Annotated in this window: 23 protein-coding genes, 1 tRNA gene, 2 rRNA genes and 1 pseudogene; 16 read left to right on the forward strand and 11 right to left on the reverse strand. The window is 53.7% G+C overall.

Annotated elements, in window-relative coordinates:
• Both MV421_RS11075 and MV421_RS11080 read left to right on the forward strand, forming a co-directional pair.
• Positions 1-247, forward strand: a pseudogene (locus MV421_RS11075) (hypothetical protein); the annotation flags it as partial.
• 382 nt (positions 248-629) lie between these two features.
• Positions 630-767: a hypothetical protein gene (locus tag MV421_RS11080; RefSeq protein ID WP_366938834.1), complete on the forward strand. Its 138-nt coding sequence runs from the start codon at positions 630-632 to the stop codon at positions 765-767.
• 367 nt (positions 768-1,134) lie between these two features.
• Here the strand turns inward: MV421_RS11080 and MV421_RS08605 are convergent, their stop codons facing one another.
• The 6 genes from MV421_RS08605 to MV421_RS08630 form a co-directional block, all read right to left on the reverse strand.
• The gene (locus MV421_RS08605; protein ID WP_297418817.1) at positions 1,135-1,701 is read right to left on the reverse strand and encodes a DUF366 family protein; all 567 of its coding nucleotides are present in this window, start codon (positions 1,699-1,701) and stop codon (positions 1,135-1,137) included.
• A gap of 331 nt (positions 1,702-2,032) precedes the next feature.
• Positions 2,033-5,059, reverse strand: a 23S ribosomal RNA gene (locus MV421_RS08610).
• A 120-nt stretch (positions 5,060-5,179) separates the two neighbouring features.
• Positions 5,180-5,256, reverse strand: a tRNA-Ala gene (locus tag MV421_RS08615).
• A gap of 52 nt (positions 5,257-5,308) precedes the next feature.
• Positions 5,309-6,795 (reverse strand): 16S ribosomal RNA (locus tag MV421_RS08620).
• The 16S and 23S rRNA genes sit together here with 1 tRNA gene alongside, the layout of an rRNA operon.
• A gap of 449 nt (positions 6,796-7,244) precedes the next feature.
• Positions 7,245-8,084, reverse strand: coding sequence for a ribose-phosphate diphosphokinase (locus MV421_RS08625; RefSeq protein WP_297503243.1), 840 nt, complete (start codon positions 8,082-8,084; stop codon positions 7,245-7,247).
• A 54-nt stretch (positions 8,085-8,138) separates the two neighbouring features.
• A complete protein-coding gene (locus MV421_RS08630; protein WP_297503235.1) occupies positions 8,139-8,852 on the reverse strand; it encodes a DUF1614 domain-containing protein in 714 nt (237 codons plus the stop codon).
• Positions 8,853-8,943: 91 nt separating this feature from the next.
• On the opposite strand from MV421_RS08630, the gene MV421_RS08635 reads away from it, so the two are divergent.
• Both MV421_RS08635 and radB read left to right on the forward strand, forming a co-directional pair.
• Positions 8,944-9,579, forward strand: a complete 636-nt coding sequence (locus tag MV421_RS08635; RefSeq protein WP_297503233.1) for an MBL fold metallo-hydrolase — start codon at positions 8,944-8,946, stop codon at positions 9,577-9,579.
• An 11-nt stretch (positions 9,580-9,590) separates the two neighbouring features.
• Positions 9,591-10,286 carry a DNA repair and recombination protein RadB gene (gene radB / locus MV421_RS08640; protein ID WP_297417399.1) on the forward strand — a complete coding sequence of 232 codons (696 nt, stop codon included), beginning with the start codon at positions 9,591-9,593 and terminating at the stop codon, positions 10,284-10,286.
• A gap of 3 nt (positions 10,287-10,289) precedes the next feature.
• Here radB and MV421_RS08645 read toward each other — a convergent pair whose 3' ends face one another.
• Positions 10,290-10,655, reverse strand: a complete 366-nt coding sequence (locus tag MV421_RS08645) for a type ISP restriction/modification enzyme (protein WP_297417396.1) — start codon at positions 10,653-10,655, stop codon at positions 10,290-10,292.
• A gap of 68 nt (positions 10,656-10,723) precedes the next feature.
• Here MV421_RS08645 and MV421_RS08650 point away from each other — a divergent pair, with 68 nt between their 5' ends.
• Both MV421_RS08650 and MV421_RS08655 read left to right on the forward strand, forming a co-directional pair.
• Positions 10,724-10,948 carry an AbrB/MazE/SpoVT family DNA-binding domain-containing protein gene (locus MV421_RS08650; RefSeq protein WP_297417392.1) on the forward strand — a complete coding sequence of 75 codons (225 nt, stop codon included), beginning with the start codon at positions 10,724-10,726 and terminating at the stop codon, positions 10,946-10,948.
• On the forward strand, positions 10,945-11,331 hold the full coding sequence (locus MV421_RS08655) for a PIN domain-containing protein (protein WP_297417389.1): 387 nt from the start codon (positions 10,945-10,947) through the stop codon (positions 11,329-11,331). The genes MV421_RS08650 and MV421_RS08655 overlap by 4 nt, the downstream gene beginning before the upstream one ends.
• Here the strand turns inward: MV421_RS08655 and MV421_RS08660 are convergent.
• Positions 11,328-12,743, reverse strand: coding sequence for a DUF402 domain-containing protein (locus MV421_RS08660; protein WP_297503241.1), 1,416 nt, complete (start codon positions 12,741-12,743; stop codon positions 11,328-11,330). The genes MV421_RS08655 and MV421_RS08660 overlap by 4 nt on opposite strands.
• Positions 12,709-13,449 carry a hypothetical protein gene (locus MV421_RS08665; protein ID WP_297420845.1) on the reverse strand — a complete coding sequence of 247 codons (741 nt, stop codon included), beginning with the start codon at positions 13,447-13,449 and terminating at the stop codon, positions 12,709-12,711. The genes MV421_RS08660 and MV421_RS08665 overlap by 35 nt, the downstream gene beginning before the upstream one ends.
• A gap of 125 nt (positions 13,450-13,574) precedes the next feature.
• Here MV421_RS08665 and moaA point away from each other — a divergent pair, with 125 nt between their 5' ends.
• The 8 genes from moaA (at position 13,575) to MV421_RS08705 (ending at position 19,551) form a co-directional block, all read left to right on the forward strand.
• The gene (gene moaA, locus MV421_RS08670; protein ID WP_297420852.1) at positions 13,575-14,498 is read left to right on the forward strand and encodes a GTP 3',8-cyclase MoaA; all 924 of its coding nucleotides are present in this window, start codon (positions 13,575-13,577) and stop codon (positions 14,496-14,498) included.
• Between the two features lie 53 nt (positions 14,499-14,551).
• Positions 14,552-15,514 (forward strand): DUF835 domain-containing protein, encoded by a 963-nt coding sequence (locus MV421_RS08675; RefSeq protein WP_297420843.1) that lies wholly within the window; start codon positions 14,552-14,554, stop codon positions 15,512-15,514.
• A complete protein-coding gene (locus tag MV421_RS08680; RefSeq protein WP_297420841.1) occupies positions 15,411-16,424 on the forward strand; it encodes a class I SAM-dependent methyltransferase family protein in 1,014 nt (337 codons plus the stop codon). The genes MV421_RS08675 and MV421_RS08680 overlap by 104 nt, the downstream gene beginning before the upstream one ends.
• Positions 16,425-16,592: 168 nt before the next feature.
• Complete coding sequence (locus MV421_RS08685; protein WP_297420839.1) at positions 16,593-16,889, forward strand: hypothetical protein; 297 nt, start codon at positions 16,593-16,595, stop codon at positions 16,887-16,889.
• Positions 16,876-17,442 (forward strand): hypothetical protein, encoded by a 567-nt coding sequence (locus MV421_RS08690; RefSeq protein WP_297420837.1) that lies wholly within the window; start codon positions 16,876-16,878, stop codon positions 17,440-17,442. The genes MV421_RS08685 and MV421_RS08690 overlap by 14 nt, the downstream gene beginning before the upstream one ends.
• A gap of 41 nt (positions 17,443-17,483) precedes the next feature.
• A complete protein-coding gene (locus tag MV421_RS08695) occupies positions 17,484-17,744 on the forward strand; it encodes a hypothetical protein (protein WP_297420835.1) in 261 nt (86 codons plus the stop codon).
• Positions 17,741-18,232, forward strand: coding sequence for a hypothetical protein (locus tag MV421_RS08700; RefSeq protein WP_297420833.1), 492 nt, complete (start codon positions 17,741-17,743; stop codon positions 18,230-18,232). Before MV421_RS08695 ends, MV421_RS08700 begins: the two co-directional genes overlap by 4 nt.
• A 56-nt stretch (positions 18,233-18,288) precedes the next feature.
• Positions 18,289-19,551: a hypothetical protein gene (locus MV421_RS08705; protein ID WP_297420831.1), complete on the forward strand. Its 1,263-nt coding sequence runs from the start codon at positions 18,289-18,291 to the stop codon at positions 19,549-19,551.
• A 200-nt stretch (positions 19,552-19,751) separates the two neighbouring features.
• On the opposite strand, the gene MV421_RS08710 is transcribed toward MV421_RS08705, so the two are convergent.
• Positions 19,752-21,227, reverse strand: a complete 1,476-nt coding sequence (locus MV421_RS08710) for a replication factor C large subunit (protein WP_297420850.1) — start codon at positions 21,225-21,227, stop codon at positions 19,752-19,754.
• Between the two features lie 5 nt (positions 21,228-21,232).
• Positions 21,233-23,521 (reverse strand): replication factor C small subunit, encoded by a 2,289-nt coding sequence (locus MV421_RS08715; RefSeq protein WP_297420829.1) that lies wholly within the window; start codon positions 23,519-23,521, stop codon positions 21,233-21,235.
• 49 nt (positions 23,522-23,570) lie between these two features.
• Here MV421_RS08715 and MV421_RS08720 point away from each other — a divergent pair, with 49 nt between their 5' ends.
• Together MV421_RS08720 and MV421_RS08725 are read left to right on the forward strand one after the other, a co-directional pair.
• Positions 23,571-24,035, forward strand: coding sequence for a metal-dependent hydrolase (locus MV421_RS08720; RefSeq protein WP_297518219.1), 465 nt, complete (start codon positions 23,571-23,573; stop codon positions 24,033-24,035).
• 55 nt (positions 24,036-24,090) lie between these two features.
• Entirely contained in the window at positions 24,091-25,278 is a 1,188-nt protein-coding gene (locus tag MV421_RS08725; protein ID WP_297420847.1) for a glycine C-acetyltransferase, read from the forward strand.
• The last annotated feature ends 116 nt before the right edge of the window (positions 25,279-25,394 follow it).

Consider the following 25,394-nt stretch of genomic DNA (forward strand, 5'->3'; position numbering starts at 1 on the left):
GCTTTGGCCGGTAGGGGTAACGGGCCCAAGACCGGGCCTTCGGGCTGAACCGAAACCGGCAACGGGAGTAGGTGATGGGCCCGTAAACCGAACCACCCTTAGCGAGGGGTTAACTCGAACCCTCGCCATTCACGGCGGGGAGGAAGTCAGGGAGAAGGGCTTTCTAGTACTGAGGCTGAAACCCCTTGAATACCACCTTGAGGAGGTGGGCTTCGTCTCGGTTCCGCAGAGGATATGGAGGACGTGAGCGAGTTTCTCAATACCGTTCTCGTTCTACGAAACGCTGATGGATTTCCTAGGCGACTTCATGAGGAATGAGACGAACGGTATCTATCTCGCTTCCAGAGGAGCAGGGAAAAGAACCGAGGTCTACTCCTACAAGGTGGGACCAGAAAAGACCTTAGCATTCTAGTCTTCGGCTACGCTCTCGGCCTGCACGGGCTTACCCTGGCGGACGAATACCTCCACAAGAAGGCCGAGGAGAATGGCATTCCGGAGGAGAGGCTCTACTACCTCAAGCTCGGCCTTAGAAGGGGAAAGAGACAAAAGCCGGCCTGAAGGTAGGAAGGGTCTGGGAGAAAGGTAAGCCGAGCGAGATAACGCTGAAGCTTTCAACCACCGAACCCCTGGTGAAGATCCAGGGGCTCTACGGTGAGCTGGTTGGGAAATCGCGCGGGGAGCTCACGAGAACCGACGACTGGTACATTGTCGCCCACGCGGAGGACTTCGTGAACGCACTCTATAAAGTCACGGGTACCTTTGGGTGAAGGTACATTAACCCTAGCTCCCCTTTCATTTTTGGTGGAATCAATGCTCGGCACGGTCAAGACGGCGGGTGTAATAGCTGCTTTATGCATCCTCTAGTCGTGGTAGGCTTCACGAAAAAGCTAGCCTGAAAGAACATGTGCGAACATAAAGATAATCCACTTCAGCATAGTTTCGGCGTTTTTGATGTTCTACTGGGAGCTTACTCCAGTGTGGGCCTTCAGAACTGCTGCATTTATCTTTGGTATCTTCCAGCTCTTGTAAGACACGACTTCAATGTGAAGCTCAGAAAACACTGGACGAGGAGCTTAGGCTACTTCATCACATCTTTATAGCCGTTCCGCTCGTCGGGGGTTTGCTTTTCCTCTTCTACTGAGCCCACCTAACCTTCATACTGTCCTTCTTCACCTTGATGAATTCCTCAACTAGAGCTTTTCCTGTCTTCTCCATGAAGCCTTCGATGTCAATGATGCCGAGTTCCTTGAGGCCGATGGCATCGACACCCTCAGGGATCCCCTTGATCTCGACGTTTATCCCAATGTGCATCTTGACGCTGACCGGAGAGACCGTTGCTATCGAGATGCTGAGCTTCCTGCCGTGCACATAGATGTCGTCGCCCTTCCTGGAGGTTTTAACGCCATATTCACCGAGAACTTCGCAGAGCCTTGCTATGAAGAGCTTCTGCAAAGCTGAAGCGAGGAGGACATTGGGAAAGTCAAAGACCTCGACGATGTAGTGTACCATGTCGTCGCTCTTTATCTCCTTGTTCTGGCGCAGGTCCTCGATGTCTATCATCTCCTCGACATTAACGTCGCACCCCCCGCGGAAAACAACGATCGAATTCCCGAGGATTCCGAAGTTCCTGTAGGCCCAGTGGCTTTGAATGGCCGAGCCGTCATAATCGATGCACTTATCTTTAACGACCAGCAGTTCCATCGCGATCACCCCATCTTTCAATGAGTCCTCTCAGTTCTTCAAAAGACTTTACATCGACCCATATGTGGGCAAACTCAACCTCAGGGAGTTCCATCTCAATCTCATATCAAGATGAAGCGCCAGCTAGCCCACTCAAGGAACCCGCGGACGCGAACTGATCACAAGAAAAGCTCCGCTAACCTTATTTTAACGGTTGCGGCACGAAAAACATCATGATTACCATGTTTGACTGCTTTAGAAGATGCAAGCAGGATGATACTGAACAAGTGAGGTTTAAAGGCAGGACCGTGCACAGGTTGATTGACCTATCAAATGCCCAGCCCCCCTTTCAGGGACAGAAACCTCGGGCTGTTGGGAGCGGCAGACTGAACGGGTCGGTTTCCCTTCCCGCTTACATCCCCGCCCCATCAAACGGGTCTTCTTCCCGAGCCCTCGTCCCAGGCAAAGGACCGGTCACCCGACCCCCTGCGCCCAGGAATGGCCGCCTATTTTCGAGGGCCGCTTCGGCCTTAGATGCTTTCAGGCCTTATCGGCTGCGGCGTAGCTGCCCGGCGACCCCCTGTAGGAGGACCGGTAGACCAGAGGCCGCGGCTCCCTGTTCCTCTCGTACTGGGGGAGCCTTCCCCTCAGGCGACCAGCACCTCCGGTAGATAGCATCCGACCTGTCTCACGACGGTCTAAACCCAGCTCACGTTCCCCTTTAATGGGTGAACACCCCCACCCTTGGCCCCTGCTGCAGGACCAGGATGGGAAGAGCCGACAGCGAGGTAGCAAGCCTCGGGGTCGATATGGGCTCTCGCCCGAGACGACTCTGTTATCCCCAGGGTAGCTTTTCTGTCATCCCTGGCCCCCACCGGGGAGGCTCAGGGGTTCGCTAGGCCACGCTTTCGCGGCTGGACCCGCCTCTGTTACGGGTCCAGTCAGGCCGGCTTTTGCCCTTGCACTCTACGGCGGATTCCTGACCCGCCTGAGCCGACCTTAGGGCACCCTCGATACTTTTTCGAGGGTGTGCCGCCCCAGCCAAACTGCCCACCTACCGCTGTCCCCCCGTTGGGGGTTAGCCATACGGCAGAGGGTGGGCGGTGTCTCATGGACGGCTCCACCCGCCCCGGAGGACGGGCTTCGACGCCTCCCGCCTACGCTGCGCACCCCCCGCCGTATGGCAACGGCAGGCTGCAGTAAAGCTCCATGGGGTCTTCGCTTCCCACCGGAGGTCCCAGGCATATGCGCCTGGAAGTGGTTTCGCCGGGCCCCAGCCGGGGACAGTGGGGACCTCGTTACGCCATTCATGCAGGTCGGCATTTAACCGACAAGGAATTTCGCTACCTTAAGAGGGTTATAGTTACCCCCGCCGTTTACCGGTGCTTCACCCGGTTGGACCCGGGCTTCACATACCGGCACTGGGCAGGCGTCGGCCCCAGTACAAACCCTTTCGGGCTAGCTGGGACCTGTGTTTTTACTAAACAGTCGGGTCCCCCTAGTCACTGCGACCTGCGGGTTACACACCCGCAGGCACCCCTTTTCCCGAAGTTACGGGGCCAATTTGCCGAGTTCCCTCGGCTGGGTTCCCCCCGACACGCCTTAGGCTTCTCACCCAGGGGCACCAGTGTTGGTTCTCGGTACGGTCACGGTGGATCGTTCCCAGAAGGCTTTTCACGGGCCCCAGGGATCGGCGAAACCCCCCTTACGGGAGGCCCATCACGCTTTCATCCGGTTCTCGCCATTACGGCACTCCCCGGACTTATACGCTTAGCCGGCCTTATGAGCCGGTCCGCCTACCCCGAGGCGTCACCCTCTGGGCTTGCGTTGCCGCACCTACCACCGTGGTACGGGAATATAAACCCGTTTCCCTTTCACGGGCGCCGAGTTACGGACCCGCTTAGGACCGACTAACCCACGGCTGACGAACATTGCCGTGGAACCCTAGCCCCTTCGGCGGCCGGGATTCTCACCCGGCTATGCTGCTACTCCCGGCAGGATCCACAATACCGACGGGTCCACCGGACCTTACAGCCCGGCTTCCATCCCACCGGCACGCCCGCCTACCCGATCACGGACCAATCGGTCCGTGCGCCGGGGTCTCGGCAGCCGGCTTTAGCCCCGTCCATTTTCGGGGCCCCTGACCTCGACGGGTGAGCTGTTACGCACTCTTTAAAGGATGGCTGCTTCTAAGCCTACCTCCCCGCTGTCTAAGGCCAGGGACACCCTTTGGAGTAACACTTAGCCGGCATTTAGGGGCCTTAACCCCGGTTTGGGTTGTTCCCCTCTCGGTTGACGGCTTACACCGCCACCCTACTCCGGCCTTCTACGGCGGCAGTGGGTTCGGAGTTTGACAGGGAGCCGGGGGCTTTCGCCCCCTAAACTCCCAATCAGTGCTCTACCCCACCACCTACCTCCAGCCGGGCTATCCTGAGGGATAATTCGGCGGGAACCAGCTATCGCCGGCCTCGATTGGCCTTTCACCCCTAGCCCGAGGTCACGGGAGCGAATTGCACGTCAGCACCCCTATCGGGCCTCCATCCCTCGGTTGAGGGACTTCACCCTGCCCCGGGCTAGATCGACCGGCTTCGGGTCTCATCCGAGCGACTCCGGGCACTTTCACACCCCGTCCCTCAGCTTACGCCTGCGGACCTGTCGGTTTCCCTGCGGCTTCGGGGTTGATCCCCTTAACCTCGCCGCTCGGATGAACTCCCTGCCCCGTGATCCAAGACGGACGGTGCGACCCTGGTCGCCTCCCCTCGTACTCCACGGTCGCCCGTGTTTCCTTCGGGGAGGGTCTACCCTTTTGAGCCGCACCCACCTATCGCCGCCTGGTTTCGGGCTCTTTTCACCCCCCGCCAAGGGTGCTTTTCAGCTTTCCCTCACGGTACTAGTTCGCTATCGGTCTCGGGACGTATTTAGGGTTGGGAGCCGATGCCTCCCAGCTTCCCGCCGGATATCCAACCGACGGTACTCAGGGACACCCCAAGACCCACCAGGCTTACGTCTACGGGGCTTTCACCCTCTACGGCACCGCGTTCCAGCGGATTTCGACTTCACCAGGGAGGGTCTTTCGGGGGCCCTACTACACCACATCCCCCTTGGGTTTCCCCAAAGGGTTCAGTTTGCCCTGTGCCGCTTTCGGTCGCCCCTACTAACGGCATCGCTTTTGCTTTCTTTTCCTGCGGGTACTGAGATGTTTCAGTTCCCCGCGTTCCCCCTCCCGACTGGGAGTGCGGCAAGAGCCGCGGGAGGTCCCATTCGGGAATCCCCGGTTCGTAGGCTGCCTGCGCCTCGCCGGGGCTTATCGCAGCTTGCCACGCCCTTCGTCGGCGCCCCGAGCCGAGCCATCCACCAGACGGCTTAGGTTATCTGCCCCCTACTAAGGGGGCTGGGCATTTTTTGGGTCGATCAACCTGTGCACGGTCCTCATCGTGACCCCTGTTCGAGGTCTCGGACCCTTCCACCCCAAGCGTGGCTTGGGATGTGCACTTTTTCGTGGTGGACCGGCCGGGATTCGAACCCGGGGCCTTCGGCTTGCAAAGCCGACGCTCTCCCAGGCTGAGCTACCGGCCCATAAGGGCAGGCCCGACACCCCTTAAACCCCCCAGACGGATTTTCCGGCGATAGGAGGTGATCGAGCCGTAGGTTCCCCTACGGCTACCTTGTTACGACTTCTCCCCCCTCACGGAGCCCAGACTCGACCCGGCCTCCCCGAAGGGAGACCAGGCCTCATCCAGACCCCGCTCGGGTGGAGTGACGGGCGGTGTGTGCAAGGAGCAGGGACGTATTCGCCGCGCGATGATGACACGCGGGTACTAGGGATTCCAGCTTCATGCGGGCGAGTTGCAGCCCGCAATCCGAACTGGGAGCGGGTTTAGGGGATTCCCTTCCCCTTCCGGGGTCGGTTCCCATTGTCCCGCTCATTGTAGCGCGCGTGTAGCCCGGGGGTTTCGGGGCATACTGACCTACCGTCGCCCGCTCCTTCCTCCGGCTTATCGCCGGCGGTCCCCCCAGAGTGCCTCCTCCCCAGCGGGGAGGACTGGCAACTGGGGGCGCGGGTCTCGCTCGTTACCACACTTAAGTGGACGCCTCACGGTACGAGCTGACGGCGGCCATGCACCTCCTCTCGGCGTGTCCGGCAAGACCTTCAGCCTGGCCTTCATCCTGCCGTCGCCCCCGGTGAGGTTCCCGGCGTTGAATCCAATTAAACCGCACGCTCCACCCCTTGTAGTGCTCCCCCGCCAATTCCTTTAAGTTTCAGCCTTGCGGCCGTACTCCCCAGGCGGCGGGCTTAACGGCTTCCCTTCGGCACCGGGCGAGCTCGAAGCTCACCCGACACCTAGCCCGCATCCTTTACAGCCAGGACTACCCGGGTATCTAATCCGGTTTGCTCCCCTGGCCTTCGTCCCTCACCGTCGGACCCGTTCCAGCGGAGCGCCTTCGCCACTGGCGGTCCTCCTGGGATTATAGGATTTCACCCCTACCCCAGGAGTACCCTCCGCCTCTCCCGGTCCCAAGGCCAGCAGTATCCCCAGCAAGCCCCACGGTTGAGCCGTGGGATTTCGCCAGGGACTTACTGGCCCGGCTACGGACGCTTTAGGCCCAATAATAGCGGCCACCACTCGGGCCGCCGGTATTACCGCGGCGGCTGCCACCGGCCTTGCCCAGCCCTTATTCCCGGAGCTCTTTACACTCCGGAAAAGCCGTGGCGATGCCACGGCACTGGGGGTCCCCCCGTCGCGGTTTCCCGCATTGCGGAGGTTTCGCGCCTGCTGCGCCCCGTAGGGCCTGGACCCGTGTCTCAGTGTCCATCTCCGGGCTCCCACTCTCATGGCCCGTACCGATCTTCGGCTTGGTGGGCCATTGCCCCACCAACTACCTAATCGGCCGCCGGCCCATCCTCGGGCGAGCAGAGCCCCTTTCGGCCTGAGAACCTTCCAGTACCTCAGGCCTATGGGGGATTAGCCCCAGTTTCCCGGGGTTATCCCCCTCCCGAGGGTAGGTTACCGACGTGTTACTGAGCCGTCCGCCGGTGTCCCCGAAGGGACCCCGTGACTCGCATGGCTTAGTCGGACCCCCATAGCAGTGGCCTCCGGCAGGATCAACCGGAATTGAGCAAGGAGTACGGCCGGTGGGACTTCCCTCAAAGGGGAAGTACCAAATATCCGTCCGGGGTTTGGTCAAGGTGTCGGGCCTGCCTTACCCCTGAGGGACCCTCCTTCCAGAGTTTCCTCAGGAGCGCACGTTGCTGTAACCCGAGCTGGAGGGCGAGGTTCATCGTGGGTGCTTTGCACCCTGTCCCCCCGACGCCGCCGTCTTGGCGCTCGGGTTTTTGTCGCGCCCTGTTCGGGCGCTCCACCCAATGGGGATGAACCCCACTGATATAAATTTTTTGCAAAACCACTCCATGGGCAGATTTTTGGAAAAGAAACTGTTAAAAGTCTCCGATAAAACACACGATTTTAGACATAAAAATGGTAAAAACTTTTACAGAGTATATCATGAAGGAAACCCCTCGTCCCGATGAAGCACTACCAGCAGTATTGAAAAAGGGAGGAGTACTAAAGACTCAGTATATCCGGTACCACGCTTATCCTCGAAACCGGCGTTGGGATCGTGTTCGTAACCGCAAGCTCATCCACTGCCTTGCTAACCCTCTCTATCGCACCCTCAGCGAAAACGCCGTGGGTTGCAACTACAAAGACCTTCCCAGCCCCCATCTCCTTCAGCAGGGTTGCAGCCTTTACCATCGTGCCACCAGTGCTTATGATGTCGTCCACTATGAGAACGTTCTTTCCAGTGACGTTCACATCAACGGGCCTCATTCTGACCTCAGTCGGAGAGATTCTCTCCTTCTCAAAGTGGCTGAACTCAAGGCCAAGCCTCTCTGCAACCGCTTTCGCTCTCTCCCTAGCACCCTCGTCTGGGGCGAGAACGATACCATCTCCGAGCTTCTCCTTGAAATAGCCCGCTATCGCCCTCGCAGGAGAAACGTTGACAGCCCTGCCAGGGAAGAACTTCAGCGTCTCTGGATTATGAAGGTCAAAGACGTAGAGTTCGTCGTAGTAGAGCCCAATGGTCTTCATGACGGCCCTAACGCTTATCGACTCTCCCTCCTTGGTCACCCTGTCCTGTCGGGAGTAAGCAAGGTATGGAACCACGGCCCGAAGTCTCTTAGCACCCCGCTCCCTGAGGGCATCACCGAGAAGGAGGAGCTCAATAAGGTGCTCGTCCTGTGGTTTAAAAGTTGACTGCACGACAGTTGCTTCATCGGCAGAACCGAGAACGCGGACGTATTTTTCACCGTCCGGGAACTTCATGATCTCAACCTCAAGGATATCCCCGCTAAACCTCTTCATCTCATCCCCAAGGTGTCTAGCACCGCTCCCCACAACGAACATGAGCATCACCCCGTAGACATCGAAATGTCCATTCCCCGGTTTATAAACCCAACGTTATACCAGAAGAACGGCAATTACCCCGGCGAGGAAGACCCCGTCGAAGGTTCCGGCACCACCTATACTAACCATCGGCGCCCCGAGATTCTTAATCTTGCCCCAGTTCATCAAATCTGCACCAATGAGAACACCCAGGGTTCCGCTTATATAAGCGACAGCCGGGGGGTTGATTCCGCCGAGGAGCCAGCCGAGGATGACTGCAATCAGAGGAGGAAAGAACATCGGCATGGCTATTCCAAGCCCACGAACTGGCTTTGCCACAGCGTTGCTGAAGAGCGCTGCTATGATGACTGCAAAGAGGGTGTTTAGGAGGAGCGTAAACTGGCCAAGATAGAGCATCCTGAGTATTTCATAGAGGGCTATTCCGACCGGGACGAGTGTCCCACCAACGTTGACCGCCACGACAACCTTTCTCTCAGCCCAACCAAACGACGGCACTGGATACGGGATGCCCATAAATCTGACCTCTCTGATCGTGAGCACAGGCTCATATGTTCTCTCCTCGACTACAGGAATGTTGATGAAGCTCCCGATAAATGCGAGGATGAAGAGGGTGTATGCAACCCCTGGGAGAATTCCCAGTTTAACAAAAGCAGCCAGAACAACCCCCGAGAAAAGCGTGAAGACCAACAACAGGAAGAGCAGAATCAACAGGAGCACTGGGATAGAAACGGGCGGGATGAAAAACCTGCTGTACCCAGTACGTCCCATCGTCTCACCGGTTAAATTTGGAAACGACCTTATAAAACATGCCGGGAAAACTTTAAGTTCACCTCACCGAAGGAGTTGACGGTGGTGAGAGATGAAGGTGATATGGTATGGACACTCATGCTTCTGGGTCGAGACCAATGGCGTGAGACTGCTCATCGACCCGTATCCGGAGGTTGATGACGACAAGATAGGTGAGGTGGATTACATTCTAATAACCCACGAGCACGTCGACCACTACGGGAAGGTTGAACTCCTCTCCCGTCTCAGAGACGCAACCGTCATAGGGCCCCCAACCGTTTACATGATGGCAATAAGTGACGGAGTAACCAAAGTCAGGGAGATACGAGAGGGACAGATGATAGAGCTTGAGAACGGTGTTAAAGTCACCGCGATGTACATGGAGCACCCCTCAAGCCAGTACCCAGTTGGCTACCTCATAGAGGGGGACAAGAGTCTCTTCCACGCGGGGGACACCTACTCAACGCCGCACCTCCAGAAGCTCCGCGGAAAGGTTGACGTCCTCCTCGTGCCCATAAGCGGTCGCTCGACGGCAAACGAACGCGAGGCAGCACAGATAGTCGAGGACGTAAGACCCCATCTAGTCATCCCGATGCACTACGGGACCTACGGCGATGGAGATCCCGAGAAGCTCAGGGAGGAACTCCAGAAGAAGCGCATCTGGACCCTCGTCAAACCCCTAGAACTCTATGAGGAGCTGATCCTTTAGCGGTGAAGGGGATGCTTTCAACCGGGATAAAATCACTCGACGAGCTTCTCGGTGGGGGAATTGCCGAAGGTGTGCTGACCCAGGTATACGGGAGCTTCGCAACCGGGAAAACAACTCTGGCGATTCAAATCGGCCTTCTGAGTGGAATGAAGGTTGCCTACGTCGATACCGAAGGCGGCTTCTCCCCGGAGAGGCTGAGCCAGATGGCAGAGATGAGGGGGCTAAATTCCGAGGAGGCCCTTCAGCGTTTCATCCTCTTTGCCCCTGGGGACTTCAAGGAGCAGAGACGCGTCATAGGCTCGCTCAAGAAGGTGGTTGATAAGACGTTTTCCCTCGTCATTGTGGACTCCCTAACGGCCCATTACAGAGCAGAGGAGCAGAGGAGGAATCTCACAAAAGAGCTGGCCAAACAGCTCCAGGTTCTACTCTGGATAGCTAGGAGGAACGAGGTTCCCGTCTTAGTAATCAACCAGGTGCACTTCGACAGCAGAGCCGGAAGGATGAAGCCCGTCGCGGAGCACACATTCAACTACAGGACGAAGGACATCCTCAGGCTGGAGAAGCTCTCAACTCCGGGATTGAGGGTTGCAGTTCTTGAAAGGCACCGCTTCAAGCCCGAGGGAGGGATGATCTTCTTTAGGATAACGAAGAAGGGGATAGAGGAAGCCATCGAAACCAAGCAAGAAAACAGAAAAGAAAACCTCTAAATATTACCCGCCAAGTACATTACTAATTTTGTAATATTTGGCGGAATATAATCCCGGCTCTATTGCCTCAAGCTCCTTAATGAGTTCAATCGTCCTCCTCAGGATTTCAATGACCCTGTAGATGTGCTCAAGCTCATCGAGGCTTAGCTTCCTCCCCTTTCTACCCTTGAGGTACTTCTCGATGACGCGGTAGCCGCCTATGGTGTACTCCCATACCTCCGGCGGGATTCCGCAGAGCTTTGTCGTCTTGTTTATCGCCACGCAGTCCTTGTCGTCGTATTTAACCTTCTCGAGGGTCAAGTCATCGCCCAAGAGCTTTGGATTGATCGAGAGGTCAACATTCATGAGGTGAAGAAGGATAGAGAACACGGAAAATATTAAAGGGTTTCCACCGCAACGTTTTTACACTCCAGTGCCCTACTATATCCGGTGAGACTATGGGAGTCACAAAGGTAACTAGGAACTATCAAATTACTATTCCAAGCGATATTAGGAAGAAGCTGGGAATTAAAGTGGGGGACGTTCTCGTCGTCGAGATCGAAGAAGGGAAGGCCGTGATCAAAAAGAGCGACCTTGAACTCCCCCTACTGCCCGGGGGAAAGGGGCTGCAAGTCGAGGACATCGAGGAGGCAATAAGAAGGGGCCAGGGTGAGGAGGAGTGACGGTAATAGACACCAACGTCTTCATATACGCCACCCTAAGGGATTCGGAGTTCAACTCGGAAGCGAGAAACCTCCTTGCATCACTGGAAAGGTGGATCGTCCCCAGTATGGTTCTCTACGAGCTCTACCGGTTTTTCAGGGAGGAGGACTACAGCAAGGAAGACATAATAAAGGTGGTCTCCTCAATACTTAACAGCCCAAGGGCGAAGGTAATCGGTGATAGCGGGAAGTACACAAAACGCGCGCTGGAGCTGACCAAGAATCCAAAGCGCTTCAACGACATGATAATCCTAGCAACTGCCGAGGACTTCAAAAGGCTAGCGACCTACAATAAAAGACTGAAAAAAGATGCTGAGAAGCTGGGCATCAAAACCCTGCCCTAAACCCTCTCATAGACCTCCTGGACTATCCTCAGGACGGCCCTGTAGAGCTTCTCGCCAATGACACCCTCCTCGTAGTGCTCCGTCAACTTCTCCTTGTCGATTATCTCCTTCTTGCCGTCCGACCACTTCACGATGTCTACTTCAAGGTCTATGTATCTGGCCCTGTCCGGATAGATCTCTACGGGTGTGTTGATGTTATAGTACTCGCCCTTGAGATTGCCGTTCTTGTCATAGTAGCGGTGAACAAACCACCACTTACCCTCTTCAATCTCCGTGATGACGTAGTCTCCAAACTCTATCGGGATGTCGAGGCCGTCGTAGAACTTGCCCGGCTTGAGGTGGCGCTTGAAGGTAACCTTCAACGGGTTCATCGAGACCTCCTGGATCTCGCCGGGGCCTATCTTTATGAGCTGGCCGTCCGGCTTGTAGTGCTCCAGCCTGAAGAGCCAGCCTTTTTTCGGCCCCTTGTTCGCTATCAGAGCCTCCCAAAAACCTTGGTTGACCTTCGCCCGCTGACCGGGCACCTTGGCCAGTATGCCCTCTGCAATCTCGACCGCGAAGCTGAACTCCAGGTCATAGGCCTTAAGCTGATGGTGACCCTCTATCGTCGGAACGGCTTTGTTCCTTATCTCGTCGAGCTTCTTCTTTGTTCCCCCACCAAACTCGACCTCGTATATGTTCCGTCCCTCGATTATAAGCGACGGGGCGGTGTAGGAGTCCGCCTTAGCGAGCCTGTCCGAAAGCCTAGAGAGTCGTATTATCTCATCTCTCAGGGTGTTCCAGTCCTTGTAAGCTGAAGCAGTCCTCCAGAGGATCCCCCAGTCACCCAGGTCTATGCTCAGCCCGAGTATCCTCAGCCTCTCCCTCTCGGAGTTCTCCCTTATCTTACGGGATATCTTCACGTGCCTTTGGGCACCGACCGGCTTCGGAATCAGGACGGCATAATCGCCGGGAACCGTAAGCGTGACGCTGAGCTGGGGCAAGAGGTTGTGCTTCTTGACCTGGACGAGAAGTTCGTCCCCTTCCCTCGCGCGCGGGAGGTCCCTTAAGGGTATCGTGCCTATCGCGCTTCCGATGTCTATGTAAACATACTTCTCATCCCTCTGGACGACGATCCCCTTGTAAACACCGTAGAGCTGGTAGGGGAGCTTCCTGAAGAAGACGTCGATGAACTCCTCCTCTAGAACCTTTTTAACCTCCTCAACCTTAGTTCCGACGAGAACCACACCGTGGTGATCCTTCTTGTCGTAGACGTCGACGTCAAACTCGTCGTAGGTCTTCTCAAGCCCGAGCCTCTCGACGATCCTGTTGCTTGGCTGGCTGATGCCAAAACCCCTGTCGAGGAAGAGCTTCGTCAGGGCCGTGCTGTATATGCCCCTAACCCGAACTGTAACTCCTGTGTCTGTAGACACCTTCACCACCCCTCATCTTCTTTTCCACCACTCCTATGAGCGCGAGTCCTTCGAGTATCTCCCCGGCGTTTTCGACACCGCTCAGCTTCTCAACGTTTCTCGCCTCGACCCAGAGCAGACCCCTGGAGTGCCAGTCTCTCAGTGCCTCCTCAACCTTGTGAACGTCACCAGGGTGAGCGTAAAGCCTGAACAGGAATCCTTTGAGCGTTTCAATCTCTTCCTCAAGCGTCTTGATTTTCCGGAGTTCCTCCATTATACCAACGGGTACCTTTTTCTGGTTTTCGCCTCCGGCCAAAAGCTCCATCCTCTCGACCTCCTTGGCCAGCTCACTCAACGCCTTCCTGACGGCGTAGTCATAAACGCGGTGGAACTGTGCCAACCTGTCCACAGCCGTCAAGAGCTTCATCTTCGCGTCGTAGTCCCCCTTTGAGAGGAGAGAAAGAAGTTCCTCGATGCGAAACTTCATCTGATGCTCGTTGCGGTAGAGTTCCTTCGCCTGGTCCTCTGCATAGGTTGAACCGACCATCTCACGGTAGAGAGCCGATGAGAGCTCGAGCTTCTCACGCGATGTATCATAAAGCTCCCTCAGAGTCTCGATCAGCTTCTCCCCATTGTTCTCACCGTAGAGGATGGAGAACTTATCCTCAAAAGCTGAGTGTAGCGATTCCAAACGGGAAAGCCGGGCCTTAATCTCCTCAACGTTCATGGGCACCCCTAGGGAGAGCCTTAACCTTTCTCCTACTTTTAGTTTTCGATTGGAACTGTTAAATGGAAGAGTTTACCCAAAACGTTTTTTTAAGTCAATAGGTTAATGAACCTGGTGTTCCCATGGTGCTCTACGACCGCTTTGGAAGGCCAGTAACGAACCTCAGGATCTCGCTCACGCAGGACTGTAACTACCACTGCTTCTTTTGCCACAGGGAGGGCCAGCTCTTCAACACACAGAACGAGATGACGCCCGATGAAATCGAGAGGCTCGTTAGAATCGCCTCACGCCTCGGGATAAGGAAGGTTAAACTGACGGGCGGCGAGCCAACCGTTAGGGGGGACATACTGGAAATAGTGAAGCGCATAAAGCCCCACGTGATCGACCTGAGCATGACGACCAACGGGAGCAAACTTAAGGAGCTGGCGAAGCCTTTGGCCAGGGCGGGCCTGGACAGGGTTAATGTCTCCCTCCACAGCCTCAAACCTGACGTTTACAAACGCATAACGGGCGTCGACATGTTGGAAGCCGTTCTTGAAGGAATCGAAGAGGCAGTTAAATACCTCAGCCCAGTCAAGCTCAACATGACGGTTATGAAAGGCGTGAACGAAGGTGAGATATGGGACATGGTGGACTTCACTGCCAGAACCGGAACGATACTCCAGCTCATCGAGCTTGAGGCCCCGAGGGAGATGACGGAGACGGCCTTTTTCAGGAGGTACTTCTACCCACTCAAGCCCGTTGAGAGGGAACTTGAGGCGAGAGCGGTAGAGACGCGTGAGAGGAGGATGCACAGGCGGAAGAAGTACTTCATACCAACGGACTACGGCGTTGCCGAGGTTGAAGTGGTCAGGGCGATGCACAACACGGTCTTCTGCGCCAACTGCACCCGTCTCAGGGTGACCTCCAACGGGATGTTCAAGACCTGTCTGCTCCGGAAGAACGACCTGATAGACTTCGTCACGGCCATGAGAAGCGGTGCAAACGACGCTGAGATAACTGATATCTTCCGAAAGGCCGTTCTCATGCGTGAGCCGTACTGGCGGTGAGGACATCAAAAGGTTTTTGTAAGAGGCCACCGTAGGGGGTACAAGGTGAAACCGTGAACCCCGGAAGCTTCGCCCAGTATTTCTCAGGGGCGCTGTTCATACTCATTGGAATATACGGGGCAGTCCAATCTTTTAACAATTGCAGGAAACATGAAGAGCCAGTAAAGGGCTTTGCAAGAACCCTGTTGATCTCTTTTCTCCTCTTTGGTGTGGGGGGTGGCCTCGGAATCCTCCTGGTGATAATGATAAGCCCATCCCTGTGGGTTATTGAAGCCATCTCGATAATGGGTGGTTACCTCCTGCTGGCAGGGTCATCCCTCAGCCTCATCGAAAAGCTGGAAGGATACAGAAAGGTCAAACGAAAAAACGTTCCTGCCAAAGAGATTGAACTCCCCGCTGTGGGTCTGGTAACCTCTGCCAAGGACGCTAAAACGCTCCTCAGAACCATGGCAACGTACTTTAAGGTTCCCATACTGGCGGTAGGAAGGGAGCACCCAGACAAGTGGGTCGAAAATATGGAGGTCACCCCGACGGAGTACATATGGCTAACCCGTGTTGAACACCCCGGAGCAGTAAACCCAAGCAGCCTCCACGTCCTCAACGGCAGGATAACCAAGTTCTTGAGGGAAAATCCCGGCAGCGTCGTTTACATGGAGGGAGTGGAGTACATCTCATTCTACGTTGACCCCCGCTCTCTCACGAAGTTCGTCCTCTCTGTGAGGGATACCGCCATAATAGAGAACGGCCACTTCATCCTCTACGTAACCCCCGAAGTGATGGAGCCAAGCCAATTTGCAATATTCAAGAGAGAGCTTGAGCCAATAAACGTGAGCGGGTTCCTCGACAGGATTCAGGGGAGAACGCTCTTCGGTACACTCCCCCCCACCAGGGAAACGAAGGAGGGAAGTGAGGATGCCAGCGCTGAGGGTTCCAAAGAGGGAAGCGGAGTTAGCAAAGAGGAAGCTGAAGAAGTTGAACCTCTACGACGGAAAGAGAAGGCCGAAGAGGGAAGGTGAGTTCGTTCTCCTTCCGGTCATCGACGACCCCACGATTCACAAGCTCGGTTATGAAGTTCTAGAAACCGAGCTACATTTAAGGCCAGAGAGACAGATTTACAGGAACTTGGAGAGCGTTTTAGCGGAGAGACTAACCCCGGAGGAGCTGAAATACCTCAGGAGGTACGATGTGGTGGGCGACATAGCGATAGTCCAGATTCCAGAGGTGCTGGAGCACAGAGCGGACGACATCGTGTGGGGCCTCCGCAAAGTCCACCCGTTCATCAGGGTCGTGGCCCGAAAGGGCTTCCACGAGGGGGCCTTCAGGATAAGGGAGTACTCAATAATCTGGGGCGAGAAGAGGCTTGAAACGGTTCACAGGGAAAACGGCGTCGAGATAAAGGTTGACCTCTCGAAGGCCTTCTTCAACCCGAGGATGAAGGGGGAAAGATACCGTCTGGCAGGGCTCGTGAGGGACGGCGAGAGGATTCTAATCCCCTTCGCCGGCGTTCTGCCGTATGCACTCGTCATAGCGCGCTATAAGAATGTAAAAATCACCGCTGTAGAGCTGAACAGAGAAGCCTACGAGCTCGGCCTTGAGAACATCAAACTCAACAGGAAGAGGCTGAAGGGCGAGATAGAGTTCATCCACGGCGATGCCTTTGAGATTCTCCCGGAGCTTCCAACCTATGACCGCGTCATGAGCCCAACTCCGAGGGGCGTTGATGCGCTGGCCTTAACGCTGAGCAAAGCGGGGAGATGGCTCCACTACTACAACTTCGTGGGCGAGGCGGATATCGAGGAGTTCAGGGAGAGGATAATCGATGAGTGCTCCCTGCAGGGGAAGGAGTGCGACGTGAGGGTAAAAAAGGTCAGCGACTTCAAGCCGCACGTCTTCAAGGTCTGCGCGGACGTGAGGATTTTGGGGTGAGGCGTGTTTGCGTTTAATCCATAGTTTTAGGCCTTAAATACCTAGCATTGAAAGTATACCTATAGTATTCATTCAGGTTGTCATGCTGTTATTGTCAAAGTTCTCGTTTAGTTACACTTCTTAACAAATCTCGAAAAAGCTAAATATCAAAGAGAGGAATAGGAGTTGGTGGCAGAAATGTGTGGCTATTATGAGAACATTTCTGGATTCCAATACTGGAAGGTCAAAGAATGGAAACAATATATTCAACAAAACGTTGCACCGTTATACTCAATAACCACTACGCTCCTCGAAGTTAGGGACGAATTTGCCCCGTATATTGGTAGCTCCCTTGGTGTAATCGCAAATTCAAGAAGGGAACTACTGCCATTTCTCGCAGGCGGGATCAAGGACGGGGATTACTCTAAGTACAGTCTTGCAAAACTTACCGGCTTATCTACGGAATTTATGTGTGGATCCCCGTGAATTCTCAAGTGCTGTCTCAAGCCTAGGAGAGGAGGGATTAAATGAAGTCATGGTTAAAGCAGAGAAAAAGGAGAACTCCGTTTTTCTTCGTTTGATAAACGGTCTAAATCGGCTAAGCGGGCACGTGCTCGAACTTGCCGATATTGATCCCCTCGAAATCTCGATCCCTCCTTCTGACGAAATAATCAAACAGCCGGAGAAAATACTGGACGTCCTTAAGGAATTTTACAGATTCAGTATCTCTCTCAGTGCAAATCACAACTACTACACATTCTTTATTGTCAGCAATAGGGGAACACACTGGAGAGCCCTAAGAGAGGGTTATCACAAACTTGAGGAGAATTTAGGCGAGATCAAGGGGTTCTTGGGGTTAGAAGAGATCTTTATTCCCGAAACCGGAAAAGAAGATGTCCAAAAAGACTACACAATCTGGAGCCACTCAAGGGATAGCATTGCAGACAGCATTTACTGGATGCAGTTTGGACTCTGGGGACGCTTTAACTTTGAAACAGTAATAAACAAAAGCCCATCGAGAGTGCACTTAGATACATAACCAAGAATCCCGAGAACTTAGCAAAAGGCTACATAGTATTCATGAAAGAGGCTCTGGGAAGTTTAGACGAGCTACGCATCGGAAATGAGTGGTTTTATTCAAAGAACACCTATGACTTGAAAATTGACGGGCTGTGGGTAACAATGAGATCAAACACAAAACTTTCCCTTATTGAGTTCCTTGACAGGATTGGGCCGTACCTGTTCACGGGATACGGGGAGATTTCCAGACATCCAAAACACAAGGGATACCTCAGATACTACGGAAACATCCCAATGAATGCTGTCTGGTGGTTGGGATGAATGAACAGAGAGACGAAACTAAAAGAAAATCAAAATACTCTAGAGAACGAAAAGAAAGGACAAGACGAGATGAAACGGCTTCTCCTCCCTCCACACATGCCACACAGGAACCCAAGATAGAAAAGCTTAGGAACCACACCCCAAAGGAGGGCAAAGCCCAACAAGAGCCACCTGAGGGTATTGACAACCCTCAGAAATCAGCGGAGCAAGTAAACGAGCCTTACAAAGCTACCATTCCAAAAGTGCTACTCTCCGTCCCAGCAATCGAGTATGACCTGATCAAAATGGATACCGAGTATTCTATCCAAAAGAAGAAGCAGAGAACACAGGTACCAACCATCAGAATAAACGCTCCTATTTTGGAATTTCACAGGATATCTGTGGACAGCAATGTTACAATGACAGAGAAAGCCAGAAGGTTTATGAAAATCCCTAGGATAAGGCTCCACTCCCAGTTTTTGTCTTTCAAGACAAAACCCTCGATCTAGTGATAAATATCAGCCCTAATCCCAACTCTCCTTTAAGCGACATTTCACAGCGCCCAATGATCCAAGAAAAGGAAACTCAAAGGGTCATTCAGCCAATTTCAGTTCCGAAACATGAGATTAAACCCATTGAAATTATCCAAGAAACTGAAGCCGTAAGTTTGTCTGAAACAGACCGTGGCAACTGGATTCTTGAAACAGAGACAGAGGACTTCATAAAAGCTCTCTTCGGTGTTAGCAGTCAAGAACTAAGAGAACCTAACGCTGCGATCATACTTTTCAAAGACGTTAGAGACGAGGGTTACATCCACCTCTTTGAAAAGCTCCTTTTGAGGCTCCAGAGAGAAAAGGGAAAAACAGGAAAGGTCAAAAAGCTGACTTTGAGCAGTGAAGATTGGAACAAAGAAGAAATTGAAAGGTGGCTTGACGAGGGCGGTATCGTATTCATTGAAGTCGTCAATAGGGAAATCCTTGACAAACTGACAAAGGGTGACATAGCAGACAGATTGTGGGCAATTTTCTCGAAGGGGGATGGAACAGTCGTGTTTCACACCAAAGACGATGATACTTTCTCTGCAATCAATGAGCTTGTCCAGGAGTTAAACTGGAACAAACTGGGATTAAAGCCTGAGATCTTCAAAATACTTGCCAGAAAACTGCCGTTTGAGGAAAAACTGAGAATTATAGAGCATATTTATGGTTTCGTGCCCCTCCCTGACCTGATGCCGGGTTCAAAAGTCTCATGGATTGTGAATACAGCTGAGAAACAGTACTTGAAAGCTCTAAAACGGATTATGCACAAATATGAACCATTCTTCCCCGTTAGAGCTTCAGATGATGAAAGTACCAAGCATGTCTTGGCAAAATATTTCATAATTCACACACTTATTAAACGACTCCAGAGAGAAGGGAAGCTATCTTCCCGTTTACAGGATGTTGAATGGGATAAGGTTAGGACAATAATAGAGACCGAGCCTGATAGTTATCCAAGGCCAGACGTTTTGTACAGGCCAGAAGAGGTTTATTTTGAATTCGAAACACTATTTGGAGAGAGCTTTAGGAAGATAACAAACAAACTGGATGAATATGCAAGGGCCAAACCTGGAGCAAAAGTTCGTATAGTCGTCGAGCCAATTACGGTATTGTTGCATCTGCATGAATTTAAACATCAGATTGCAGGCATTAAAAAAGGAAAGCTCTACTCAAACGTTGATGTCAAGTATTACACATTCGATCTTTCAACTAGGGGTCTAGTACCGTTAGACGAGTTCATTGAATCGCTTTCAAAAGTTTTAGTTGGATTAAATGGGGATATGCCTTAAGCAATGTCAGTACTAGAGACCCAATCCAAGCAAAAAAACCTTCACAGTGGGAGGCACTTAATCTCTATCCCTATGTTTTCACCTTGTAGGACTTCCAGCTGGTAATGATGTTCCATTTTCAAGCCAGAGGTTTCGGCGGCCTATATTCTGCAGAATATAAAAACTTATATTGCAAAGAATAAAGATCAAAACATATGCTCTTACTTCTTTAGGAAATCAAACAGCGTTGCCTGTTTGCCCTTTTTCTTTGATTCCTCAGCTTTCTTTGACTTCCTTCCGACGGACTCGATTTCCCTTTCGGCCTTCTCAAGTTCCTCCTCGCTTATCTCTTCTTCAGCTTCCGTCTCTTCCTCTGCGGCCGCCTCAACCTCTTTGAGCCCTTTCCCGGCTTCCCTGACCCTGGCCTCAAGCTCACCCTCCCTCCTCAGCCTCTTCTCGATGTTCATGCCCTTGGCCCATATCGTCTTGGCCTTCTCAGCGTCGCCTGCTATAAACTCAACTTCCTTCGAATCGAGGTCAAGGTAGACGGCAAAGTGAGCCGCCATGTCAGTGTTGTTCTCGAAGATGGCCCTGAGGTAGTTGAGGGTTTCCAGGGCCTCGAGCTTGGCCATGTGCATCTCCTTCATTATCTTCTTGACCACAGAGTCTCTCAAACTCCTTTCAGTCTTGCTCTGGGTGAGTAGCTTAATCGTCTTTGGCGGGTATATCCTGACGAAGCCCTTCTTCTTGACGCCTGCAACGGCAACCCCTGCCGTCATCATATCTGTTGCGTACTTCCACAGGGAATACGCTCCGGTCCTCTGCGCCCTTCCGAGGTAGATGTCGGCCCTGCTTATCGCTTCATAGGCACGCGCTATGTCCTCAGGCCTGTAATAGACGTAGGGGACGTTCTCTTCTATCCACTGGAGAAGCTCGTGGGGGAACATATCAACGCCGAGGGTGGCCATCTTCGCCTTCTTGGCGTTGTCTGTGGCAAAGACCTGCGCCAGCGCCTGAAAGACGCTCTTCTCCATATCACGGTAGGCCAAAACCTCGTGGGCGTCCTCAACTCCTCCGGTCACGACCGTCTGGAGGTCATTTACAGCCGCCCTCAGGTCCCCTCCCGCATGTTTTGCAATGTCATAGAGAACCTCCTTGGGGACGGTGACGCCTTCCCTGTGGAGTATCCTAACCAGGGCCTTGATTATGTCCCTCTGGGTGGGGCGCTTGTACTCTACTATCTGAGCCTTGGCCCTTATCTCCCTCGGGACCTCCCAGTAGTGATTGGCGGCCATTATTATCGGGTTCCTCGCTTTTTCGATGAGCTTCGCTATCTCCTTTGCCCCGCTCGGTTCTATGTTATCTGCCTCGTCAAGGAAGATGAGTTTTCTGTGTTTTCCAAGGATGTCCATCGTGTAAGCGGCCTGAACGTAGCGCTCTATCTTCTCGTAGGTTCTCTCATCACTCGCGTTCAGCTCAATTACCTCAAAGCCGTACTCTCTCACCAGGGCATAGACGGTAGTGGTTTTCCCGCTTCCGGGAGGGCCGGCAAGGATTAGTGCCTTCTTCTTCGGCGGTTTACCACTCAGCCATATCTCTATCCATGCTTCAACCTGCTCGATAGCCTTCGTCTGATTGACTATCTCGGCCAGCCGTCTCGGCCTGTACTTCTCGACCCAGGGCATCTCCCTCGGCATGACCATCACTTGCCCATTATGGTGAACTGAGCGAGTAGCGCCTCAAGCTGTATCATCTCGTTGGCCCCTTCAACGAGACGGAAGTTGTACTCGCCTATCTTGTCGGCCAAAGCGACCTTTTTATCCTCAGGAATCGGCAGGTTAAACACCTCTTTGTGCATCTGGATGAGCACGTCCTCCCCGCTGAGGCCCTGCTTGAGGAGAATCTCCCTCAGCTTGTCCCTTGCCTTGAGGAAGTTGCCTTCAAGGGCCAGCTCCATCATGCCACGCACGTCCTCTGGGCGAGCTCTACTGGCGACGAGGAAGACGTTCTCGTCTGTAATCTCGGTGTCTAAAGCAGCGGCCGCCTGGAGGACATTTATCGCGCGTCTCAGGTCGCCTTCGGCAACGTAGAGTATCACCTGCAATCCCTCCTCCGTCAGCTCAAGCCCCTCGTTCTCAGCGATGTACTTTATCCTCTCCGCTATATCATCGTCGTTCAGCGGCCTGAAGCGGAAGATGGCACATCTTGACTGGATAGGTTCGATTATCTTCGATGAGTAGTTGCAGCTCAGGATGAAGCGCACGTTGTTCGAGAACATCTCCATGGTTCTCCTCAGTGCCTGCTGGGCGTCCTGCGTTAGGGCATCGGCCTCGTCTAAGAAGATTATCTTGAAGCTGGCCCCGGCAACAGGCTTCGTCCTTGCGAACTCCTTCACCTTCTCGCGGATGACGTTTATGCCCCTTTCGTCGGAGTTGTGGAGCAATACAGGTATCTCACCGGCGAAGAACTTCTCGTTTCCTGGGACGCTGACGTCGTAGACGAAGTCGTTGTACTCGACGAGTTCAACTTTCCTGACAACCAGGGCGTGGAGATCCGTGCTGGCGAGCTTTCTGAGCGTTTCAAGGATTTTCATGCCCTTCGAGTCGAGCTTCGACTCGTTTATCATTCCGATAACCTTCTTCAGCGTCTCCTTCCTCACGCGCTTCTTGCCCTCGTAGAGCTGGTGCCTCAGCTCGTAGCGCCAGTTGCCCTCTATGGCGTGCTCAATTGCCTTGAACATCTTGACTACAGGCTCGGCAGGGAGGAGCTCCGCCTTGCTCCACTTCATTCCTCCTTTCCAGATCAGTCTCGCCTCCCTATCAAAGAGGCTCGCCTCGATTCCGGAAATTCTCGCCAGCCAGACGGTGTCAATTAGCAAGTCCTTCGAGACCGATGAAACCCTGATGACTCCGCCCCATTCACCGGTTCCGTCGCCGTCGGCGAGGCCCTTAAGGAAGGCTATCCTCTCTTGGATTGGGAATTCAAAGACGAATCCGGGAATCCTCTTGTTTCCAGCCTTCCTTCCGTTACCGTCGTAGAAGTTCACATCGAAGAACCTGGCCAGCTGGGTGTTGAGTAGCCTAACTTGGTAGGCGCTCTTCCTTGAGCGGTCGAAGCCCGAGGAGGTGTAGTTCTCGTAAACGCTTAACCCTAACCCATCGGCAAACTCCCTAACGCGGGCTATGAGTTCACCCTCGTGGCTCCCGAGCGTGTAGATTACCTGTCCCGAGGTGTTGCCCCTGAAGCCAACAGCTCCTTCCGCCGCGTAAAGTCCGAGCATGTAGGAGAACTCTTCACCAACAGGAAGTTTCTCGAAAGTTCTCGTCCTCGCGCTCTCTTTAATCCTGTAATCGCTCATGTCGAGGACGTCGAGGAAGCCTTTAAGGTTGGCCGTGAAGCTCAGGAGTATCGAACCCTCTTTGAGTTCGCTCGCTTTCACAGTTTTGAGACCGTTTTCGGTGAAGATCATAACGGAGTGGTTGCCCGTCAGTTCGAGCTTTCCTCCGCCCTCAAGGTGAACGCGCAGTATAACCGGGACGCGGTGGCGGATTATCTTGCTTACCTTAACCCACCTCACGCGGTAGTTCTCGTCAACCGTGAGAACCTCAAGGTTTGGGGCGTCTCTGTAGGCGACGTCGCCGTCTCTTTCGTCAAAGTAGAGCCTATCGAGCTCGGCGAAGGTCGTTCTGGTTATTTTGCCGTTGATCCTTACAAGAATTGGTGTGTCTTTTGAAATGGAGGCGTTCAGCTCGAGGAAGTTGTGCCTCCAGTTCTCTCCGAAAAGTTCTCGAGCTAAGGCCAGTGCACTAGTCGTCTTTCCGGTACCAGGGGGTCCTGCAAATAAAAGGTGCGGCATCGAGCCTGTTTTAGCGTAGTGTTTGAGCCTCTTAACGATGTGAGCCTGGCCTACTATATCATCAAGCCTCTCTGGGCGGTACTTCTCAACCCAAGGCTTTTCGAGAATCTTAACCTCCTGGACTTCATCCGGCATAAGGTTTCACCTAAAGCTTTTTGAGGCACCATAGTTTAAGGCTTTTGCCATGGACCCCTTTGAGCACGCCTCAATACCGACACTGGTCTACCTTGCCCTCTCAGAAGACCCAGCATGGGGCGGAGCGTTAGCCCTCATTATCGGGGCGACCTTTCCTGATCTGGATGCCTTCACGAGGGAACATCGCTCCTACCTCCATTCGCTCCTCGTTGCCATCCCGGTTTTTGCCCCCGCTTACATCTCAGGAAACCACTACGCACTCCTCTTCTCTCTAGGCTGGCTCAGTCATCTCTTCCTCGACTTCTTCACCGGCGTAATACCACCTGTTTATCCCCTAAGCAGACAAGGCTGGGGAGTAACTATAACCGCACGAGGTGGACCGAGCGGTACGGGCTTCGAAGTACACCTGCTGGAGCGCTACCCAGATCCAAGGCACGACTACGAGCTGAACATCAGCGGGAGCACTGCCCTTGCGCTCTTAACCCTAATCGCACTTGTCATCAGACTGCACTGAACCGGGCGGTGCAAAACTTTTATACGCCAATGACCAATAAACACCGGTGGTTCTCATGGCGAAGCTCGACTGGATTAGGGAGGAACTGCAGGAGCTTAAGGATAAGGGCCTCTACGTAACCATAAGGAAGATTGAAAGCGCCCAGGGCCCGTGGGTGGTGGTGAACGGCAAGAAAGTTCTCAACATGTGCTCGAACAACTACCTTGGCCTGGCGGCACATCCCGAGATCAGGTACGCGGCCATCAGGGCTATTCTCGACTACGGAGTAGGTGCCGGGGCGGTCAGGACCATCGCCGGAACCATGGAACTGCACGAGGAGCTTGAAGAGAAGCTGGCCAAATTCAAGAAGAGAGAGGCTGCAATCTTATTCCAGAGCGGCTACAATGCCAACCTCGGATCTCTAAGCGCCCTACTTAAGAAAGGCGACGACGGTGTCTTTATCAGCGAGGAACTGAACCACGCCAGCATCATAGATTCAATGCGCCTCAGTGGTGCGCCGAAAGTTATATACAAGCACCTCGACACGGAAGACCTTGAGAAGCGCCTCAAGGAGAACAGGGACAAGAAGAAGAAAGTCATCGTCAGCGATGGTGTCTTCTCGATGGACGGTGATCTCGCACCGGTTCCTGAGATGGCTGAGCTGGCCGAGCAGTATGACGCCATACTTTACATAGATGATGCCCACGGTGAAGGAGTTTTAGGCGACAGCGGAAGGGGTATTGTTGACCACTTCAAGCTCCATGAGAAGGTTGATTTTGAGATGGGAACCCTAAGCAAGGCCTTTGGTGTTATCGGTGGTTACGTTGCCGGCCCAGAGGAGGCGATAGACTACCTCCGCCAGAGGGCGAGGCCGTTCCTCTTCTCAAGCGCCCCGAACCCGCCGGACGTTGCCGCGGCAATAGCAGCCGTCGAGATACTTCAGAGGAGCGACGCGCTTGTCAAAAAGCTCTGGGACAATACGCACTTCCTCCAGAACGGGTTGAGAGAACTCGGCTACGACCTCGGCGGAACCAAACACCCGATCACGCCGGTCATGCTCTACGACGAGAAGCGCGCCCAGGAGTTCTCGAAGCGCTTGTACGAGGAGTACAACATCTTCGCCCAGGCCATCGTGTATCCAACCGTCCCGCTCGGAACCGCGAGGATAAGGCTCGAACCTTCAGCAGCACACAGTAAGGAGGACCTGCAGTACGTCCTCGATGCCTTTGAGGACCTCGGGAAGAAGACGGGGTTCCTGAAGTGAGGTTTTGTCGTTTTCTTTTTCTATTCTACTAGTCTGTGCACAAACGGTTGTGGTCCCAAAAATCACCTGTTGCATCGTCGTGCAACTTTCTTACTCAGTCTTCTTTTGACCCGTTC

Source organism: Thermococcus sp., assembly GCF_027023865.1.
GTDB lineage: Archaea > Methanobacteriota_B > Thermococci > Thermococcales > Thermococcaceae > Thermococcus.